At 73.3% G+C, this 15,764-nt stretch carries 13 protein-coding genes; 9 read left to right on the forward strand and 4 right to left on the reverse strand.

Annotated features, from left to right (window positions below; translation table 11 throughout):
- Positions 1 to 129 precede the first annotated feature (129 nt).
- A complete protein-coding gene (locus KUM03_RS14040) occupies positions 130 to 984 on the forward strand; it encodes a hypothetical protein (protein WP_217248016.1) in 855 nt (284 codons plus the stop codon).
- Between the two features lie 31 nt (positions 985 to 1,015).
- Here KUM03_RS14040 and disA read toward each other — a convergent pair whose 3' ends face one another.
- Positions 1,016 to 2,140, reverse strand: coding sequence for a DNA integrity scanning diadenylate cyclase DisA (disA, locus tag KUM03_RS14045; RefSeq protein ID WP_217248019.1), 1,125 nt, complete (start codon positions 2,138 to 2,140; stop codon positions 1,016 to 1,018).
- An 81-nt stretch (positions 2,141 to 2,221) separates the two neighbouring features.
- Entirely contained in the window at positions 2,222 to 3,631 is a 1,410-nt protein-coding gene (gene radA, locus KUM03_RS14050) for a DNA repair protein RadA (protein ID WP_217248033.1), read from the reverse strand.
- A gap of 203 nt (positions 3,632 to 3,834) precedes the next feature.
- On the opposite strand from radA, the gene KUM03_RS14055 reads away from it, so the two are divergent.
- Entirely contained in the window at positions 3,835 to 5,622 is a 1,788-nt protein-coding gene (locus KUM03_RS14055) for a hypothetical protein (RefSeq protein WP_217248036.1), read from the forward strand.
- A 26-nt stretch (positions 5,623 to 5,648) separates the two neighbouring features.
- On the opposite strand, the gene KUM03_RS14060 is transcribed toward KUM03_RS14055, so the two are convergent.
- A complete protein-coding gene (locus KUM03_RS14060; RefSeq protein ID WP_217248038.1) occupies positions 5,649 to 6,479 on the reverse strand; it encodes a hypothetical protein in 831 nt (276 codons plus the stop codon).
- A gap of 71 nt (positions 6,480 to 6,550) precedes the next feature.
- Between KUM03_RS14060 and KUM03_RS14065 the strand changes: the two genes are divergently transcribed.
- The 4 genes from KUM03_RS14065 (at position 6,551) to ilvD (ending at position 11,031) form a co-directional block, all read left to right on the forward strand.
- Complete coding sequence (locus tag KUM03_RS14065) at positions 6,551 to 7,483, forward strand: Ppx/GppA phosphatase family protein (protein ID WP_217248040.1); 933 nt, start codon at positions 6,551 to 6,553, stop codon at positions 7,481 to 7,483.
- 129 nt (positions 7,484 to 7,612) lie between these two features.
- Positions 7,613 to 8,449 (forward strand): sugar phosphate isomerase/epimerase, encoded by an 837-nt coding sequence (locus tag KUM03_RS14070; RefSeq protein ID WP_217248042.1) that lies wholly within the window; start codon positions 7,613 to 7,615, stop codon positions 8,447 to 8,449.
- Positions 8,446 to 9,057 carry a TetR family transcriptional regulator gene (locus KUM03_RS14075; protein WP_217248044.1) on the forward strand — a complete coding sequence of 204 codons (612 nt, stop codon included), beginning with the start codon at positions 8,446 to 8,448 and terminating at the stop codon, positions 9,055 to 9,057. The genes KUM03_RS14070 and KUM03_RS14075 overlap by 4 nt, the downstream gene beginning before the upstream one ends.
- 120 nt (positions 9,058 to 9,177) lie before the next feature.
- Complete coding sequence (ilvD, locus tag KUM03_RS14080; protein WP_217248046.1) at positions 9,178 to 11,031, forward strand: dihydroxy-acid dehydratase; 1,854 nt, start codon at positions 9,178 to 9,180, stop codon at positions 11,029 to 11,031.
- 37 nt (positions 11,032 to 11,068) lie between these two features.
- On the opposite strand, the gene KUM03_RS14085 is transcribed toward ilvD, so the two are convergent.
- The gene (locus KUM03_RS14085) at positions 11,069 to 13,336 is read right to left on the reverse strand and encodes a serine/threonine-protein kinase (protein WP_217248048.1); all 2,268 of its coding nucleotides are present in this window, start codon (positions 13,334 to 13,336) and stop codon (positions 11,069 to 11,071) included.
- A gap of 201 nt (positions 13,337 to 13,537) precedes the next feature.
- Here KUM03_RS14085 and KUM03_RS14090 point away from each other — a divergent pair, with 201 nt between their 5' ends.
- The 3 genes from KUM03_RS14090 to KUM03_RS14100 all read left to right on the forward strand — a co-directional run bounded on the left by KUM03_RS14090 (position 13,538) and on the right by KUM03_RS14100 (position 15,227).
- Positions 13,538 to 13,864 carry an SH3 domain-containing protein gene (locus KUM03_RS14090; RefSeq protein ID WP_217248050.1) on the forward strand — a complete coding sequence of 109 codons (327 nt, stop codon included), beginning with the start codon at positions 13,538 to 13,540 and terminating at the stop codon, positions 13,862 to 13,864.
- Between the two features lie 152 nt (positions 13,865 to 14,016).
- Positions 14,017 to 14,682: a DUF4232 domain-containing protein gene (locus tag KUM03_RS14095; RefSeq protein WP_217248052.1), complete on the forward strand. Its 666-nt coding sequence runs from the start codon at positions 14,017 to 14,019 to the stop codon at positions 14,680 to 14,682.
- A 41-nt stretch (positions 14,683 to 14,723) separates the two neighbouring features.
- Positions 14,724 to 15,227 (forward strand): EamA/RhaT family transporter, encoded by a 504-nt coding sequence (locus KUM03_RS14100; RefSeq protein WP_217248054.1) that lies wholly within the window; start codon positions 14,724 to 14,726, stop codon positions 15,225 to 15,227.
- Positions 15,228 to 15,764 lie beyond the last annotated feature (537 nt).

Genomic DNA, 15,764 nt, shown 5'->3' on the forward strand with positions numbered 1-15,764 from the left:
CGACACCTGCCGCCCCTGACGATCGGCAGGGGGCCGGGGACCGTCTCCGGAATGATGATCGGTAAAAGATGCGGTCCTGAACGGCGGGTGGGACAAGGGAACGCGCCGATCTCTCGTACAGTTTGCGCCGTGGGATCTCTGCGCAATCCGGTCGGGCCGCTTCCCTCCTCCATCTACTGGCGTCGGAGGGCCGTACTGCTGTCCCTGCTCGCCCTGTTGGCACTGCTGGTCACGGTGATCGTGGTCTCCGGCGGCGGTGGCGGCGGCAAGGACCGCCAGGACGGCGCCGACGGCAAGAACCCGGCACCCTCGATCACTCCGGGACCGTCGAGTTCCGGCCCGGCGATCAGTGAAGCGCCGGGAGGGCGCGACGAGTCGGGCGGCGGGGACTCCGGCGGATCGGGCTCGGGCAGCGGGGGAGCGGGCGGCAGCGGCAGCGGCAGCGGCAGTGGCGCCGGTTCCGGCGACGCGGGCGGCGGCAACGGCACCGGAAGCGGCGCGGGCACCGGTGGCTCCGCGGGCGGCGCAGTGACGGGAGTCGGCGCGGGCGACGCACTGCCCGGCGGTTCGGGCTCGGGCCTTCCCAACTGCACCCCGGGCGCCGTGAAGTTGAGCCTGCGCAGCGTCCGCAACAGCTACACGCCGGGCCAGACCCCCACCTTCGAACTGACCGCGCGCAACACCTCCGGCGCCGACTGTCAGGTCGATCTCGGCCCGGAGCACGCGGTGCTGACGATCACGCCGGCCGAGGGCGACGACGCGTACTGGTCCTCCGACGACTGCGTGAAGGGCAAGGGCAGCCTGCGGTACCGGGTGGCCGCGGGCAGCGGCATCACCTACACCGTGAAGTGGGACCGCGAGCCGAGCGCCCCCGAGTGCGGGACCCCTCCGGCGGGATCGGCGAAGGCCGGCACGTACCTGGTGGAGGCGAAGGCCAAGGGCTTCGAAAAGGTGAGGACGTCCTTCGTCCTGAAGAACGACTGAGCCCGGCCCGCCCCGGCCCGCGACGGGAGAGCTAGACGTACCGCTCCAGGATCGACGACTCCGCCAGCCGCGACAGCCCTTCCCGCACGCTGCGCGCACGCGCCTCGCCGACGCCGTCCACCGTCTGCAGGTCGTCCACGCTCGCGGCGAGCAGCTTCTGCAGGCCTCCGAAGTGCTCCACCAGCCGGTCGATGATCGCGCCCGGCAGCCGCGGCACCTTCGCCAGCAGCCGGAACCCGCGCGGCGACACCGCGGAGTCCAGCGTCTCGGGCGACCCGGTGTACCCCAGCGCCCTCGCCACCGTGGACAGTTCGAGCAGCTCCGCGTGGCTGAGCTTGTCCAGCTCGGCGAGCGCCTCGTCGACCGTACGGGACCGCTTCGCGGTCGGTTCGGGCACGTAGTCCCGCACGACCAGCTCCCGCTCCGGCTCGACACCGGCGATCAGCTCGTCCAGCTGAAGCGCCAGCAGGCGCCCGTCCGTCCCCAGCTCGACCACGTACTCGGCGATCTCGGTCGCGATCCGGCGCACCATCTCCAGCCGCTGCGCGACCGCCGAGACGTCCCGGACGGTCACCAGGTCCTCGATCTCCAGCGCCGACAGCGTGCCCGCGACCTCGTCCAGCCGCAGCTTGTACCGCTCCAGGGTCGCCAGCGCCTGATTGGCCCGCGACAGGATGGCGGCGGAATCCTCGAGCACCCGCCGCTGCCCGTCCACGTACAGCGCGATCAGCCGCATCGACTGCGAGACCGACACGACGGGGAACCCGACCTGCTTGCTGACCCGGTCCGCCGTACGGTGCCGCGTGCCGGTCTCCTCCGTCGGAATGGTCGGATCCGGAAGAAGCTGCACCCCCGCCCGCAGGATCTTCGACAGGTCCGACGACAGCACGATGCCGCCGTCGAGCTTGCACAGCTCCCTCAGCCGCGTCGGAGTGAACTCCACATCCAGGACGAAACCGCCGGTGCACATGGACTCGACGGTCTTGTCCGAGCCCAGCACCATCAGACCGCCGGTGTTGCCGCGCAGGACCCGCTCCAGGCCGTCCCGCAGCAGCGTGCCGGGCGCCACCGCGCTCAGCGAGGCGCGCATCAGGCCATCGGCACCGGCACTCCCACCGGACTTTCCGGGAGCTGCTGCCCGGTCGTTGGCTGCCACTGCACTCCTCCGGTCGCAGGTTCTTCTGGCACTCCCGCGTCGCACACTCGGTCGTACGGACGGACGAGACCAGGGCAAAGTCTACCGGCGGTCCTCCGCCTCGCGTGGGGCCTCTCGCCGACGCGAGCGAGGAAGCACCCGCAGGGCGTCACCCATGTCCGCGACTTCCAGGACCTTCATGCCGTCGGGGACCCGCCCGGGATCGGCCGGTACCAGGGCGTGCGTGAACCCCAGGCGGTGCGCCTCGGAGAGCCTGCGCTGCACGCCCGTGACCCGTCTCACCTCACCGGCGAGACCGACCTCGCCGATCGCCACGAGGTTCTTGGGCAGCGGAGTGTCACTCGCGGCGCTGGCCAGCGCCAGCGCGATCGCCAGGTCCGCGGCCGGTTCGGACAGCTTCACACCCCCGACCGTCGCCGAGTAGATGTCCCTCTTCCCCAGGGCGCTGATCCGCCCCCGCTGCTCCAGCACGGCCAGCATCATCGACACCCGGGAGGTCTCCAGCCCGGACGTCGTACGCCGCGGGGACGGAATCTGCGAGTCGACGGTCAGCGCCTGAACCTCGGCCACCAGCGGCCGGCGTCCCTCCAGGGTGACGGTCAGGCAGGTGCCGGGCACCGGCTCGGCACGCCGCGTCAGGAACAGCCCGCTGGGGTCGGCCAGCCCCGTGATCCCCTCGTCGTGCAGCTCGAAGCAGCCGACCTCGTCCGTCGTGCCGTACCGGTTCTTGACCCCGCGCACCAGCCTCAGCCGCGCGTGGCGGTCGCCCTCGAAGTGCAGCACCACGTCCACCAGGTGCTCCAGCAGCCGGGGCCCGGCGATGGCCCCGTCCTTGGTGACGTGCCCCACCAGCAGCGTGGACATCCCGCGTTCCTTCGACGCCCGGATCAGCGCCCCCGCGACCTCCCGCACCTGCGCCATGCCCCCCGGCGCCCCGTCGATCTCGGGAGAGGCGACCGTCTGCACGGAGTCGAGAATCAGCAGCGACGGCTTCACGGCGTCCAGATGCCCCAGCACCGCCGCGAGGTCGGTCTCGGCCGCGAGATACAGGTGATCGTCGATCGCCTTGATCCGGTCGGCCCGCAGCCGCACCTGGCTCGCCGACTCCTCACCCGTGACGTACAGCGTGCGGTGCTCGTCACTGGCCGACTTGGCCGCGACGTCCAGCAGCAGCGTGGACTTCCCGACGCCGGGCTCACCCGCGACCAGCACCACGGCACCGGGCACGAGCCCGCCGCCGAGCACCCGGTCCAGCTCGGGCACGCCGGTGGGCCGCGCGGTGGCCTGCCGCCCGTCGACCTGCCCGATCGGCAGCGCGGACGTGGTCACACGCCCCGGCGTGGTCGTCCGCACGGCGGGCGCGCCGTACTCCTCGACCGTGCCCCATGCCTGGCATTCGGGACAGCGGCCGAGCCACTTGGCCGTCTGCCAGCCGCACTCGGTGCAGCGGTAGGACGGCCGTTCCTTGCTGGTCTTCGCACGGGCAGCCATGCACGAACCGTAACCGCCCCCACTGACAACGGACCTCGTGGTCCGGCGAGACGGGGTCCCCCCGAACGGGCCACCCCCCACCCCGCCCCATCCACGGAACAACAGCTTCCTGTCCCCTTATGAGGGATCGTTTCACCCGTACGGGTTAAAAGTGCCCAACGCGCCAGTTCGCGCCACCCATAGCCCCCTACGGTCGCCGAGTGATGAGCAGCAGTACGGAGACCACGACCCGCACGACCGGCGCACACCGGGCGCACCGGGAAGCGCGTGACCGCACCGCGGCGCGGACGCTGGCGGAGCGGCCGCCCGCGCGCTACGACGCCTACCTGGACGGCCTGTTCACGTACTGCCTGTCCGTGCTCTGCGACCACGACGCCGCGACCGCGGCCCTGGGCGACGCCCTCGCACTCGCCGAGCGCCGCGGCCACCGCGGCCCCGGGTCCGCCGCGGACCGCAGGGCATGGCTGTACGCCCTGGCCCGCTGGGCCTGCCTGCGCAAGCTCGCCGAGGCGAAGGCCAAGGCCAAGCAGAAACGTCCGAGCAGCCACGCGGCGGGCCGCCCCGACGCCCGCGACCAAGGCGCCGAACCGCCTCGACCCGACACTCCGCACCACGACGAGGACCACCAGCGCCACCGCCGCGAACTCGCCCTCCTCGCCTGGCCGGAGGCCGCCGGCACCACTCCGGAGCAGCGCGAGGCGCTCGAACTCGCCGTGCGGCACCACCTCGCCGCCCACGAGGTCGCCGCCGTCCTCGGCACGGACCTGGCCGCCACCCGCGAACTGCTCGCCTCCGCCGCCTGCGAGGTGGAACGCACCCGCGCCGCCCTCGCCGTGGTCGAGACCGGCACCTGCCCGGGCGTCGCCCGCCTCACCGGCGACAACCAGTACGTACTGAGCACCGCCCTCCGCCGCGAACTGGTCCGGCACGTCGACGACTGCCCCCGCTGCCGCCGCACCGCCGAACGCGCGATCCCCGGCCGCTGGCCCGGCACCAGCGTGACCCCCGCGGAGCTGCCCGTCCTGGAGGCCCCCCGCGCGGCGCTGCACATGGCCATGGCCCACGTACCGCGCGCGCGGAGCGCGGCCCCCCGCTTCGACCGGCGCGGCTTCCCGATGGACCCCAAGGACCGCGCGGCCCGCCGGGACCGCCTGCGGGCGCGCGCCGTCACCACGACCGTCGTCGCCACCGTCGTGGCGGCCCCCGTGCTCGCGCTGTGGGCCGCCTACCGCGGCACCCCGGTCGTCGAGGGCGAGGAGGGCCGCTCGGCCAGCGCCACCGAGGCGCAGGACCCCAGCGGCCTGGACGGCGAGTCCGCGGGCGGCGGCTACGGCTTCGAGAACACCGGCAACACCCACACCACCCCCGGCCCCCGTTTCGGCGAGAACGGCAAGGCCGACGTCTCCGTCGAGGTCGTCAGCGTCTCCGGCGCCGCCGAGAAGGGCGCCGGCCACCTGGAGGTGGCGGCCGGCCACGACGGCGACACCACCCTGGTCACCCTCACCGCGACCGGTGACGCACCGGTGAGCTGGTCCGCGACCACCGGGGCGTCGTGGCTCTACCTCAGCCAGTCCTCGGGCACCCTGCACCCCGGCGAGTCACTGACGATCAAGGTGTACGTGGACCACCTGCGCGAGCCGTCCGGCCACTGGCGCGCCCGCGTGACCGTCTCGCCCGCCGGTGCGGTCGTCTCCATCCAGGGCTACGGGACGGCCCCCAGCCCCTCCCACCCGGGCCCGAACCCCAGCACACCCGACGACTCCCCGCGCCCGTCGGACCCCGGCCCCGACCCGGACCCCTCCACCTCGCAGCCCCCCGACCCGACGCCCACGGACGACCCGCCGCCCACCTCACCGGACCCGGACCCGACGACCCCGACCGAAGACCCGTCGCCCACCGACGGCACGGGCGGCACGGGCGGCCCCGGCGACCCGGACGGCTCCTCACCACCCCCGAGCGACACCGGCGACCCGAGCCCGACCACTCCGTAGGGACTGTCCGACGAGCCCGCCCGGCTTCAGCGGCCGCCCGCCCCCGGATCCGCCGGATGAGGCGCCAGCAACGGCAGCTGAGACGCCAGCCGCTCCTCGCACAGCTCGACCAGCCGGTCGTACCCCGCCTTGCCCATCAGCTCGATCAGCTCCGGCCGGTAGGAGACGTACACCGGGTCCCCGGCGCCGTGCGCCGACGTCGCCGAGGTGCACCACCAGTGCAGGTCGTGCCCGCCCGGGCCCCATCCCCGGCGGTCGTACTCACCGATCGACACCTGCAGCACTCGCGTGTCGTCCGGCCGGTCGATCCACTCGTACGTCCGCCGCACCGGCAGCTGCCAGCACACGTCCGGCTTGGTCTCCAGCGGCTCCCGGCCCTCCTTGAGCGCCAGGATGTGCAGCGAGCACCCCGCACCGCCCGCGAAACCGGGCCGGTTCTGGAAGATGCACGAGCCCTGGAAGGGCCGGGTCTGCCGGGAGCCCTCGTCGTCCTCGGAGACCCATCCGTCCCGCGTGCCCTCGGCGTGGTGCTGCCAGATGTCCGGCGTGAGCCTCGCCACGTGCTCGGCGACCCGCTTCTCGTCGTCCTCGTCGGAGAAGTGGGCGCCCAGCGAGCAGCACCCGTCGTCCGCGCGGCCCGCCTGGATGCCCTGGCAGCCGCTGCCGAAGATGCAGTTCCAGCGAGAGGTCAGCCATGTCAGATCGCAGCGGAAGACCTGCTCGTCGTCCGCCGGATCCGGAAACTCCACCCACGCGCGTGCGAAGTCGAGCCCCTTCTCGTCGCCCATTTCGCGCTTCTTTTCCTGTTTGCTCCGTTTGGCCGACTTGTCGTCCTTCGCCTTCTTCGTCTTTGGCACGGCTCCAGGGTAAGTCGCCCGAGCGCGAACACGGTGCCGCCGCCCGCCCCGCCGGCAGTAGCGTTCCGTACATGAGACTCGGTGTCCTCGACGTGGGTTCGAACACGGTGCATCTGCTGGTGGTGGACGCCCACCCCGGCGCCCGCCCGCTGCCCGCGCACTCCCACAAGGCCGACCTGCGCCTCGCCCAGCTCCTCGACGAGGACGGCGCCATCGGCCCCGACGGCGTCGACCGCCTGATCGCGGTCGTCCACGACGCCCTCCGCGCCGCCGAGGACAAGGGCGTCGAGGACCTGCTGCCGTTCGCCACCTCCGCCGTGCGCGAGGCGACCAACGCCGACGACGTCCTCGCGCGCGTGCGCACCGAGACCGGCGTCGAGCTGGCGGTCCTCAGCGGCGAGGAGGAAGCACGGCTCACCTTCCTCGCCGTCCGCCGCTGGTTCGGCTGGTCCGCGGGCAAGCTGCTGGTCCTCGACATCGGCGGCGGCTCCCTGGAGATCGCCTACGGCATCGACGAGGAGCCCGACACCGCCGTGTCGCTGCCGCTCGGCGCGGGCCGGCTGACCGCCGCCCGCCTGCCCGGCGACCCGCCCCACCCGGACGACGTCAGGGCGCTGCGCCGCCACGTCCGTACGGAGATCGCCCGGACGGTCGGCGAGTTCAGCCGCTTCGGCGCCCCGGACCACGTGGTCGCCACCTCCAAGACCTTCCGGCAGCTGGCCCGCATCGCGGGCGCCGCCCGCTCCGCCGAGGGCCTGTACGTCCAGCGCGAGCTGAAACGCGCCTCCCTGGAGGCGTGGGTGCCCCGCCTCGCCGCCATGACCGCCGCCGAGCGCGCCGAGCTCCCCGGCGTCTCCGAGGGCCGCGCGAACCAGCTCCTGGCCGGCGCCCTGGTCGCGGAGGCCGCGATGGACCTCTTCCACGTGGAGAGCCTGGAAATCTGCCCGTGGGCCCTCAGGGAGGGCGTGATCCTGCGGCGCCTGGACCACATGGGCCCGGTATAGCGCGCCCCAAAGGGGCGCGGGGAACGGCGCGAGCAACCACGAACCGCCCCGCACCCGCCGTACGTCAATCACCACAACGGCGAAAGGGCACCCCGCACCCACCCAACCCCACCCCGTAACCTGGCCCCCGTGGCAAAACCAAGGGACGTAGTCCGCATCCCGGATGCGAAGGTCGCCCTGTCGACCGCCTCCGTCTACCCGGAGTCGACGGCGACGGCCTTCGAGATCGCCGCGCGCCTCGGCTACGACGGCGTCGAGGTCATGGTCTGGACGGACCCCGTCAGCCAGGACATCGACGCCCTGCGCAGACTCAGCGACTACCACCACATGCCGATCCTGGCCGTGCACGCCCCGTGCCTGCTCATCACGCAGCGCGTCTGGTCCACCGACCCCTGGACCAAGCTCCAGCGCGCCCGGTCCGCCGCCGAGCGGCTCGGCGCGTCCGCCGTCGTCGTCCACCCGCCGTTCCGGTGGCAGCGCCAGTACGCCCGGGACTTCGTCGACGGCATCTGGCGGATGGCGGACGAGACGGACGTACGGTTCGCCGTCGAGAACATGTACCCCTGGCGCTACCGCGACCGCGAGATGCAGGCGTACGCCCCCGACTGGGACGTGACCAAGGACGACTACCGCCACTTCACGATCGACCTCAGCCACGCCGCCACCTCCCGCACCGACGCCCTCGCCATGGTGGACCGCATGGGCGACCGCCTCGGCCACGTCCACCTCGCCGACGGCAAGGGCTCCGCCAAGGACGAGCACCTGGTCCCCGGCCGCGGCAGCATGCCCTGCGCCGAGGTGCTGGAGAGCCTCGCGCACACCGGCTTCGACGGTCACGTCGTCATCGAGGTCAACACCCGTCGCGCGATGTCCAGCGCCGAACGTGAGGCCGATCTCGCCGAGGCGCTGGCCTTCACGCGCCTGCACCTGGCGTCGTCGTCGGCGGCGAAGGCGCAGGGGCGGTGACCGGCACCCCGGAGGGGACCCGCCGCCGCGGCCGCCCCCCGCGCACGGAGTCCGCCGACACCCGCGCCCGCATCCTCACCGCGGCCCGCGAGGAGTTTTCCGAGCGCGGCTACGAGAAGACCTCCGTACGCGGCATCGGCAAGGCGGCGGGCGTCGACGCGGCGCTGGTGCACCACTACTTCGGCACCAAGGAGCAGGTCTTCGAGGCGGCCATCGAGGTCGCCTTCGCGCCCGCGCTCGAGGCGCCGGACGCGATCGGCGACGGCCCGCTCGACGACGTCGGCGAGCGGCTCACCAGGTTCATCATCGGCGTGTGGGAGAACCCCTCCACCCGGAAGCCGGTGCTGGCCATCGTCCGCTCCGCCGTGAACAACGAGACCGCCGCCGCCGTCTTCCGCCGCCTGATCGCCGCCCAGGTGATGCGCCGCGTCGCGGCCCGGCTGGAGCGGCCGGACGCGGAGCTGCGTGTCGAACTGGCGGCGGCGCAGCTGGTGGGGTGCGCGATGCTCCGGTACGTGATCAAGGTGGAGCCGCTGGCCTCGGCCGACCCGGAGGACCTCGTCGCCCGCCTGGCACCGGTCGTACAGGGCCACCTCACCGGTCCCTGAGGTCACATCCATTCACTGCCGACGAGACAGGCATCCCGCATTCCGGACACCTTGTCCCGACCCCTGGATGACCGGCGTACGCTCGACGGCAGTCATAACTCTCCGAAGGAGCGAGCGACGATGCCCGAACTGAGGTCCCGCACAGTCACCCACGGCCGCAACATGGCGGGCGCCCGCGCCCTTATGCGTGCCTCCGGTGTACCCGGCGCGGACATCGGGCGGAAGCCGATCATCGCCGTCGCCAACAGCTTCACGGAGTTCGTGCCGGGCCACACCCACCTGGCCCCGGTCGGCCGGATCGTCAGCGAGGCGGTCGTCGCGGCCGGCGGCATCCCCCGCGAGTTCAACACGATCGCCGTCGACGACGGCATCGCCATGGGCCACGGCGGCATGCTCTACTCCCTCCCCTCCCGCGACCTGATCGCGGACAGCGTGGAGTACATGGTCGAGGCCCACTGCGCCGACGCCCTGATCTGCATCTCCAACTGCGACAAGATCACCCCGGGCATGCTCAATGCCGCCCTGCGGCTGAACATCCCCACGGTCTTCGTCTCCGGCGGCCCGATGGAGTCCGGCCGCGCCACCCTGGTCGACGGCACGGTCCGCACGCTGGACCTGGTCGACGCGATGTCGGAGGCGGTCAACGACAAGATCTCCGACGCGGACATCCTCCGTATCGAGGAGAACGCCTGCCCGACCTGCGGCTCCTGCTCCGGCATGTTCACCGCCAACTCGATGAACTGCCTCACCGAGGCCATCGGCCTCTCCCTCCCCGGCAACGGCTCGGTCCTGGCCACCCACACCGCCCGCAAGGCGCTCTACGAGAACGCCGCCCGCACGGTCCTGGACCTGACCCGCCGCTACTACGAGCAGGACGACGACTCGGTCCTGCCCCGCAACATCGCCACCCCCGCGGCCTTCGCCAACGCCATGGCGCTGGACATCGCGATGGGCGGTTCCACCAACACGATCCTGCACCTGCTGGCCGCCGCCCAGGAGGCGGAGGTCCCCTACGGCCTCACCGAGATGGACGCCCTCTCACGCCGCGTCCCCTGCCTCGCCAAGGTCGCGCCGAACGTCGCCAAGGACCGCACGTACTACATGGAGGACGTGCACCGCGCGGGCGGCATCCCCGCCCTCCTCGGCGAACTGCACCGCGGGGGCCTGCTCAACGAGGACGTCCACTCCGTCCACAGCCCCTCCCTGGCCGACTGGCTGAAGACCTGGGACATCCGCGGCGGCTCCCCCTCCCAGGAGGCCGTCGAGCTGTGGCACGCGGCCCCCGGCTGCGTCCGCTCCGCCGAGGCCTTCTCCCAGTCCGAGCGCTGGGACTCCCTGGACGAGGACGCCGAGGGCGGCTGCATCCGCTCCGTGGAGCACGCCTACTCCAAGGACGGCGGCCTCGCGGTCCTGCGGGGCAACCTCGCCGTGGACGGCTGCGTCGTCAAGACGGCCGGTGTCGACGAGTCGATCTGGACCTTCGAGGGTCCGGCGGTCGTCTGCGAGTCGCAGGAGGAGGCCGTCCAGAAGATCCTCACCCAGCAGGTCAAGGAGGGCGACGTCGTCGTCATCCGCTACGAGGGCCCCAAGGGCGGCCCCGGCATGCAGGAGATGCTCTACCCGACCTCGTACCTGAAGGGCCGCGGCCTCGGCAAGGCCTGCGCCCTGGTCACCGACGGCCGCTTCTCCGGCGGCACGTCCGGCCTCTCCATCGGCCACGCCTCGCCCGAGGCGGCGGCCGGCGGCACCATCGCCCTCGTCGAGGACGGCGACCGTATCCGCATCGACATCCCGAACCGCTCCATCGAGCTGCTGGTCGACGACGCCGAGCTGACCCGCCGCGAGCAGGCCCTGAACGGCCGGTACGCCCCGAAGAACCGCGACCGCAAGGTCTCGGCGGCCCTGAAGGCGTACGCCGCGATGGCGACCAGCGCCGACAAGGGCGCCGTGCGCGACGTGAGCAAGCTGGGCTGACGCCCCCGACGCCCGCCTCGGGCCCCCGACCGCCTGCCTACCAGCCGGCGGGGTCCCGCCCCGCCACCCCGAACACCGTGCCGTCGGGCGCACCCGCGTAGACGTGGCCGCCCGCGAGCACGGGCCGGGGGAGCGCGGCGGGCACGCGGTCCGACTCGGCACCGAGCCGCGGCCGCGTCTGCCCCAGCAGCCGCCCCTCGCGGGCGTCGACACCGAGGAGCCGCCCGTCCGGAGCGGTCACGTACACGTGCCGCCCGTCGGACGCGGGCGCCGAGCCCCGGCTCACGCCCGTCTCCAGCCGCCACCGCTGCTTCCCCGCCGCCATGTCCACGGCCACCAGCGAACCGCCCGCACCCATCAGGTACACGGTGTCCTCGTGCACCCCGGCCTCGGCCTGCGCGACCGGCACGGGCAGCTTCACCCGCCGGACATCCCCCGTACCGGGCGTGTACCGCACCACGGCCTTCGCGTCCCCGTACACGGCACCGCCGGCGACGAGGTACACCGACCCGTCCGCCGCCCCGACGGGCGTCAGCGCCCCGGCCAGTTCCACCTCCCACCGCACGTCACCGGTGGCCGGGTCCACGGCGGTGACCCGGCTCCGCTCCCCGTCCTCCCCGACCGCGCTCACCGCGTACGCCGACGGATCTCCGGCGAAGGAGGAGAAGTACGGCACGGCCTGTCCCGGAATCCGGTGCGACCACTCGACGTCGCCCGAGGCGCTGTCCACGCCGGTGACCGTCCCGTCGGAGCGGGTGAGCAGCAGCGTGTCGCCGACCGCCCGCACTCCGTCGTACTCGGGCCCGTCCTCCTGCCACACCGGCCGGCCCGTGGCGGGATCGAGCGCCTCCAGAGTGCCGATCCGGTCGAGGGAGGGCTGCACCAGGCCGCCCGACACGACCGGCGGTTCACTGCGCACCGCCTCCTCGACCTCGTGCCGCCACAGCGTGCCGCCGTCGGCCGGATCGAGGGCGAAGACCACCCCGGGCCGCGCGCACAGCAGCACCCGCGCCGCGTACGAGCACTGCGGCATCCCTGCGCCCCGCGACTCGGGTGCCGCCTCCCACACGCCGAACCCGCCGGGCGCGCTCCGACCGGCGGGCGCCTTGCGCGCCGCTTCCGCACCGCCGAACACCTGGACCGAGGCGAGCCCGCCCAGCACGGCGAGGCTCACCGCCCCGGCCACCAGGCCCGTCCGCCGCCCCAGCCGCCGCACGGACCACCGCGCGGGCACGTCCGCCCGGCGCCGCCCCGGAGCACTCTCCGCGGGAGCCTCCCGTACGGCGGGGACCTCCCGTACGGCGGGGACCCCCCGTACGGCGGGGACCTCCCGCGCACCCGGAGCCGCCGGAGCCCCCGGAGCCGCCGGAGCCCCCGGAGCCCCCGGAGCCCCCGGAGCCCGCGGAGCCACCGCCCCCGCTTCCTCCTGAGCCGGCTGCAACCGCTGCGCCGGTATGAACACCTGCGTGTCGTACGCCGCCGCCGCCGACCGCAGCTCCCGCATCAGCTCGTCCGGCGTGGGCCGGTCGCCGGGCTCCTTCGCGAGGCACCGCAGCACCAGCGGCGCGAGCGCCTCCGGTACGCCGGTCAGGTCGGGCTCGTCGTGCACGACCTGGTAGGCCACGACGTAGGGACTGTCGGAGTCGAACGGCCCGCGTCCGGTCGCCGCGTGCACCATGAGCGACCCGAGCGCGAACACGTCCGCGGCGGGCCCGACCTCCCGGGGCCGCCGGAACTGCTCGGGCGCCATGAACGGCGGCGTCCCGATCAGCTTCCCCGTCTCCGTGCGCAGTTCACTGTCCTTCGGCCGGGAGATACCGAAGTCGATGACCTTCGGCCCGTCCTCGGCGAGCAGCACGTTGCTCGGCTTCAGGTCCCGGTGCACGACTCCGACCCGGTGGATGTCGCGCAGCGCCTCCGCGAGCCCGGCCATCAGCCGGCGCAACTGGTCCGAATCCATGGGCCCGTTCCGCTTCACCTGCTCGGAGAGCGTCGGACCGGGGATGTACAGCGTGGCCATCCAGGGCCGCCCGCCATCCGGATCGGCGTCCACGACCGGCGCCGTGAAGGCCCCGCTCACCCGCCGCGCCGCGGCCACCTCCTGCCGGAACCGCCCCCTGAACTCGGGGTCCCTGGCATACGAGGCGTGCACGACCTTCACCGCGACCCGCATCCCCGAGGTGCTCCGGGCCAGGTGCACGACGCCCATCCCGCCCGAGCCCAGACAGGACTCCAGACGGTAGTGACCGGCGTACTCCGGAAGTTCCGCTTCCGCACCCGCTCCGGCGTTCGGCTGCGGCGCCATGGAACCACCCCCGTGCTGTTCGTTCGCGCGCGCGACGCTCGGAGCCTAGTCGATGGTTCCGACGGGGCCGAGGCGGCTTGCTAGCCTCCGCGTGCGAGTCGCGAACTGCTGTTCCACGGCTCGCCTCAGGGGAATCAACGGGAATCAACGGGAATCAAAGTGACCCCACGGCACTCGTGGGGCGAACGGGGGAGGTCTTTCATGTCTGCCGACCAGCTCACGGACATCGCGGGCGAGGACGAGAACACGACCGCCGAGTCCGTCACCACGACGGCTGCTGCCGCCGGCTCCTACCCGGTGGCGCCGGGCTACCGGCTGAACGTCCGCAGCGGCCCCGGCACCGGCTACTCCGTCGTCCGGGTCCTGCCCGAGGGGTCGCGGGTGCAGATCTACTGCCAGACGTCGGGCACCCGGGTCTCGGGCCCGTACGGCACCTCGAACATCTGGGACAACATCGGCAGCGGCCAGTACGTCTCCGACGCGTACGTCCGCACCGGCAGCGACGGTTACGTGGCGCCTCGCTGCTGACCTTGTAACAGGGCTGTCCTGAGGACGTCTTAGGAGGTTGCCGAGGGGAACGGCGTGCCGGTCCGAGTGGCTCTTGCTGATCGGAAGCGCCGCTCGCACCGATGGGTACGGGCGGCGGACCGGCACGCCAACCGACTCTGAGGTAGACAACGATGCGCGTTCGCAAGCTGACCATCGCCGCCATGGCCCTCGCCGCCGGTCTCTCGCTCACGGCCTGCCAGAACGACGACGCCACCGACGGGAGCGCCGCCCCGCCGGCCGCCTCCACCGGGTCCTCCTCGACCGGGGGCTCCGCTTCGACGGGCCCGGACCAGCAGGGCGGCACGGACTCCGGGGGGACCCCCGACGCCACGGGCGCCACGGGCGGCACCGGCGGAACCGATGAGGACGGCAAGGCGGCGGCCAAGTGCCGCACCGACGAGCTGGAGATCACGGCGATCGACGCCACGATCGGCGGCGACGACAGGGGCACGGTCGCGGTGGACCTGAAGAACGGCGGCGGCCGGGACTGCTCGCTCGCGGGCCACGCGGGCGTCGACCTGAAGACGAACTCCGGCACCCTGTCCGCCGAGCGCACGGGTGAGCCGGCCCCCTCGATCGTCTTGAAGGACGGGGAGCGGACCACCTTCGGCATCACCTACCCGATCAACGACTCGGGCGGCTCCGGCGTCCGCATCACGGGGCTGGTGGTGACCCCGCCGGACGAGACGAAGTCGGTGACCCTCGACTGGCCGGGCGGTGCCACGCTGCCCGTCACGGACGGCTCCGGCACTCCGGTGCAGGTCGGTCCGCTCGGCAGCGCGGGCCAGGGCGGCTGACCGCAGCGCACGCCCCGGGAGGCGCGCGCCATAATCGACCCGTGAGCGCAGAGAACGGTAAGAACGGCAACCCGGACACCCCCGCGGGCCCCCGCCCCGAACCCCTCCGGTTCTACGGCACGACCTGGGTCCACCACGACAACGGCTACACCGCCCGTCGGGTGGGCCTCGCCGTCGGCTCCCTCGCCGCGGCGGCCGCCGCCTGCTTCGTGCTCCGCGTCGCCTACCAGGGCCTCCAGATCGCGGACATCGGCAGCTTCGTCTCGCTGCTGATGATCGTGATGTTCGCGATCTGCAGCGCGCTCGCCTTCCGCCACACCTGGTCCGCCTTCGGCACCCGCCCCGACCCCGACCGCCAGTCCTCCCTCCGCGGACTGCTGGCCATCGGCTTCGTCGGCTCCCTCCTCGCCTACTTCTTCCGCACCTTCACCGAGGCCCCGGGCGAGAAACTGCACCGCGCGGAGTACGAGAAGGCCCGCGAGGAGTACGAGAAGCGCACCACCCGCCGCTCGGGCAACCCCTCCAAGAAGCGCCGCCGCCACTGACCCCGCCCGGCCACTGACCCCGCCCGGCCACTGACGCCGCCCGGCCACTGACGCCGCCCGGCCACTGACGCCGCCCGGCCACTGACGCCGCCCGGGTGCTGACGCCGCCCACGTCGGCCCGCCGCTGAGGCCGTCAACGCCGGCCCGTTGGTGATGCTGCCTACGCCGCGGCTGCTGAGGCCGTCAACGCCGGCCCGTTGGTGATGCTGCCTACGCCGCGGCTGCTGAGGCCGTCAACGCCGGTCCGTCGCCTACGCCGGTCCGTCGCCTACGCCGCACGCCGTCAACGCCGCCCGTCGCCTACGCCGCACGCCGTCAACGCCGGGCGTCGCCTACGCCAACGCCCGCACCGCCGCCGATGACGCGTTGCCGGGCCCCGCGCGGTCGCTCGCCGCCCGCCCCGGCGTTGGGTCCGCCTGCCCCTGCCCCCGCCCGGTCGGAGCCGGCCCTGCCCCCGCCCCTGCCCGGCACCGGCCTGCGCCCGCACCTGCCCGGCCCGGCGGGGCCCGAGCCCCCGCCCTTCCCGCACCCTCCGTC

The organism is Streptomyces sp. AC602_WCS936 (assembly GCF_019049125.1).
GTDB lineage: Bacteria > Actinomycetota > Actinomycetes > Streptomycetales > Streptomycetaceae > Streptomyces.

Coding starts and splice junctions, on each gene's coding strand:
- radA (WP_217248033.1), bottom strand. CDS start 3,631: ATGGCTGCCCGTGCGAAGACCAGCAAGGAACGGCCGTCCTACCGCTGC.
- KUM03_RS14055 (WP_217248036.1), top strand. CDS start 3,835: ATGAGCAGCAGTACGGAGACCACGACCCGCACGACCGGCGCACACCGG.
- KUM03_RS14065 (WP_217248040.1), top strand. CDS start 6,551: ATGAGACTCGGTGTCCTCGACGTGGGTTCGAACACGGTGCATCTGCTG.
- ilvD (WP_217248046.1), top strand. CDS start 9,178: ATGCCCGAACTGAGGTCCCGCACAGTCACCCACGGCCGCAACATGGCG.
- KUM03_RS14085 (WP_217248048.1), bottom strand. CDS start 13,336: ATGGCGCCGCAGCCGAACGCCGGAGCGGGTGCGGAAGCGGAACTTCCG.
- KUM03_RS14090 (WP_217248050.1), top strand. CDS start 13,538: ATGTCTGCCGACCAGCTCACGGACATCGCGGGCGAGGACGAGAACACG.
- KUM03_RS14095 (WP_217248052.1), top strand. CDS start 14,017: ATGCGCGTTCGCAAGCTGACCATCGCCGCCATGGCCCTCGCCGCCGGT.